This is a genomic window from Chloroflexota bacterium (assembly GCA_038040195.1).
Taxonomy (GTDB): Bacteria; Chloroflexota; Limnocylindria; order QHBO01; family QHBO01; genus DASTEQ01.
The window spans coordinates 1-1,162 of sequence record JBBPIR010000043.1; the positions used below are offsets into that span (position 1 = coordinate 1).

1 protein-coding gene is annotated in these 1,162 nt (G+C 68.2%); it reads right to left on the minus strand.

Features of this window, described 5'->3' with window-relative positions:
- The coding region (locus AABM41_09910; GenBank protein ID MEK6192608.1) for a helix-turn-helix domain-containing protein at positions 1-923 on the minus strand (923 nt) is incomplete at its 3' end.
- Positions 924-1,162 lie beyond the last annotated feature (239 nt).

The window sequence follows — 1,162 nt, forward strand, 5'->3', positions numbered from 1 at the left end:
CGACCGTGGTGGACGCGGTCGTAGTTGTAGTCGGCGAGGTAGCGCTCCAGCTCCCGCTTGAGGCCCGTGTAGCGGGGATAGAGGTAGCGGGCGAAGGCCGGCCGCCAGCACTCCTCGAGGATCGTGCGATGCAGGCGTTCGACGTGCCCGTTGGTCTGCGGGCGCCCGGAGCGGATGTAGGTGTGGCGGCCCTCGAGCTGGCCCGTGACGAGCTCGTGGAAGCCGGCCTTGAACTCGTTGCCGTTGTCGGAGAGGACCCGCTCGAGGCGCCAGCCCGCCTGCGAGAGCTCGGCGGCGATCCGCCTGGCGAGCTTGGAGGTCTGCTTCGCGCTCGGGTTGCCGGTTGGGCAGACGACCAGATCGGTCCAGCCAAAGCTCGAGTAGACGTCGATCGCGGTCAGCTGCCAGACGTCCCCGTTGACGCCCTTCAGGCGACCGACCTTGAAGCAGTCGATGCCGACCAGCTCGCCGGGGCGTGAGACGTCGATGTGGGGCTCTGGCTGTGGCTCGCGCGGCGGTTCGTAGGGCGCCCGGTAGCCGGCGACGAGCGACAGCCGCAGCTTGCGGGTGTTGAGGCCGTGGCGGCGCAGGGCGTTGTAGACGCCCGAGGGCGAGACCGCGATCGCGCCCCACTTCTCACGCCCCAGCTCGGAGGAGATCCGCTTTGGCCCGAGCCCGGGGTGGGCGATCGCAAACGAGACGATCCGCTGCTCGATCACCGCCGAGAGCTGGTTGGGCATCTGCGGGCGACGTCGCTCCTTCGGGCGCAGCCTCTCGAGCCCGCCGCGGTCGACCTGGGCCTTCCAGGCGTAGTAGGTCGAGCGGTGGATCCCGAACGTGCGGCAGGCGTGGGTGATCGTCGTGCGGCCGGCCAGATCGAAGACCTGGCAGCGGTAGCCGAACAGGGCGTCATCCTTGGTCATGCGACTCCTCTCGAACTTCATTGGCGTGAAGCGCGGAGCCTGAGTCGCAACGCGGACGACCCCCGCCCAGCTGGGCGGGGGTCGTCACGCTGAAGGCACTATCAATCCCCCGACAGATGTCGGGAGAACTCGGAGTCAGTTCAGTCTAGGTCGCCAACAAACACGACGGAACAGTCACCCGAATCGAACCATGAGAGTCCGCTGTCGGCTGAGCTCCAGGTCAGCGGGGCGACCGCCAC